Source organism: Romboutsia sp., from assembly GCF_035470145.1.
GTDB lineage: Bacteria > Bacillota > Clostridia > Peptostreptococcales > Peptostreptococcaceae > Romboutsia_D.
The window spans coordinates 1-2,224 of the sequence record NZ_DATIRC010000082.1 but is presented as its reverse complement, the minus strand read 5'-3'; the positions used below and the strand labels follow the sequence as shown (position 1 = coordinate 2,224).

1 protein-coding gene and 1 pseudogene are annotated in these 2,224 nt (G+C 28.3%); both read right to left on the bottom strand.

Going from position 1 to position 2,224, the window contains the following annotated elements; genetic code table 11:
• Nucleotides 1-1,194 (bottom strand): annotated as a pseudogene (locus VLM92_RS02900) (hypothetical protein); the annotation flags it as partial.
• Between the two features lie 17 nt (nucleotides 1,195-1,211).
• Nucleotides 1,212-2,224 (bottom strand): DNA polymerase (locus tag VLM92_RS02895; protein WP_325274850.1); only part of this gene is annotated, 1,013 nt, incomplete at its 5' end.

Here is a 2,224-nt window from a genome sequence, read left to right as displayed (position 1 = left end):
TAGTATTAAAACTATATTGTCTATGGTAGATGTATATAATCCTTTTTTATTTACTTCAAGTTTAGTTACCCATAGATTTTTTTCATTTTCTATATTTTCTTTAATTGTTGAATTATCATTTTCACCATTTATAAAAGCTAATTCACTTTCTACATTTTCTTGTGCATCAATGTAGCCAAATTCACTTTGAGCTATTTTTAAACTTTCTTGTCCTAAAATTTTTATAACATCTTTATCCTGTGATACAAGTTCTACCATGTTTTCAAAGGCTTTTTCTTCATTTAGATTTTTAAATTTATGATTTTTTACTAAGTCAAATGCATTGCATAGTTTATTACAACATGGATCTGTGCTATGGTGTGAGTATGCAAATAAACAATCTTCATATACTATAAGTCCACCATGAGATGTTCCTTCTTTATATGTGTATCTATTTTTATCTATTGTAGGTTCATATACATGTTTTAGATATTTTTCTATTACTTCATGGATGTTATATGTCTTGCAAAATGCTCCTATTATGCCTTGCTTTTGAAGTGGGTTTTGTTGTTTTTCTTTATCTATGTTTGTGATTTTATTTTTCCTATAAGACATTGGCCACAGGGTTTTATCTTTGTAGTCTGTGTATTTATTTAAGTATTTTTCTACATCTAAGTAATTTTCATCTATATGTATAAACTTAAACTGCCCATCTTTGCTAGTTGATGGAAAGTACATAAGTCTACATGGGTCGTATGTGCTATCATCAAAGTAATCTATTCCAAATTCAAAAGCTACTTTTCTTCCTATTGCTTCATATTCTATGGCATCAACTTTTCTACTTAGTGGTATTACTATTCTAAATCTTTCATTTTGATTGTTATGTTTGTGAGTGCTATACATTAGGGTATTAAATTCTGTGCTCATTTCTATAAATTCCATCATGCCACTATACCCATAGTCAACATCTAGTGTAAGTAATCTTCTATGCTTTACTGTTTTTTTACTTCTTTTCCCATCTATAAGGTAGCCCCCTACAAATCCTCCGACATCTTTTATGTTGTCTTGTTGCTCTTTTGGTAAATTTAAATAGTCATTATATGTTTCATTAGTATATTTAGTTTTGCTTAGTTTTTCTATAAGTTTTGTAAATGGTATTTCATAGTTTTTGTATGTTTTATCTTTTCTATTGTTGCAAATTGCTATATCTATCATGCCTATCCCCCGATAATCTATTTTTTGTAATAGTAACTTATTTGTGTATCTGCTTTTAGTTTTAATTTTTTAAGGTAATCTATATCTTTTTCCATAATTTCATTTATATGTTCTATTTTTATATCTTCATCAACCTGTAGTACAACTTCATCATGTACATGCATTATTATTTCATATCCATGTTTATCTAAGTCTAGCATTTTAGTTGCTAATATATCACGAGCTATTGCTTGTACTATGTTTTCTGTTAGTTTTCCTCCGTATGTGTATGTTTTTTCAAATTTCTTGGTAGTTTGGTTAATACTTTTATAGCTTAGTATTTCTCTGTTAAATTTGTTATCTATTTCTATTTGTGGTTTGTAATATGCAAGGCTTCTACCTGATGGTAGTTTTATAAATAGATAATCTTTGTCATATATAAATTCTATGTTGTTTACTTTTATATTGGTTTTGTATTTTAAAGTGTTTATACTTGCTTTTTCAACGCATTTCCAAAAGTTTGCTATATTACTATTAGAGCTTCTAAAGTTTTTGACTAGGTTTTCCATTTCCATATTACTTAGTCCCATTTGCTCTGCTCCCATTGTTTTGAGTGCATTTACTCCTCCTTGATAACCAAGTGCTAGTTCTGCTATTTTTCCTTTTTGGCGAAGTGGGCTATCTTTGGTTATTTTATCTATATCTACTTTGAACATTTTAGATGCACTTGCTTCGTAGATTTTTCCATGAGAATTAAACACATCTATCCTCCATTTTTCATTTGCAATGTATGCTAGTACCCTTGCTTCTATTGCACTAAAGTCTGATATTATTAGCTTTTTATTATGTGTTGATATAAATGCTGTTCTTATAAGGTTTGATAGTACATTTTGGGTGTTGTCATATAGTATTTTTAATAGTTCAAAGCTATCTTTTACATCATTTTCTTTTATTATATTTCTTATTAAGTCTATATTTTTTAAATTTGTTTGTGGTAGATTTTGAACTTGAACAAGTCTACCTGACCATCTTCCAGTTTTATTTGCTCCAT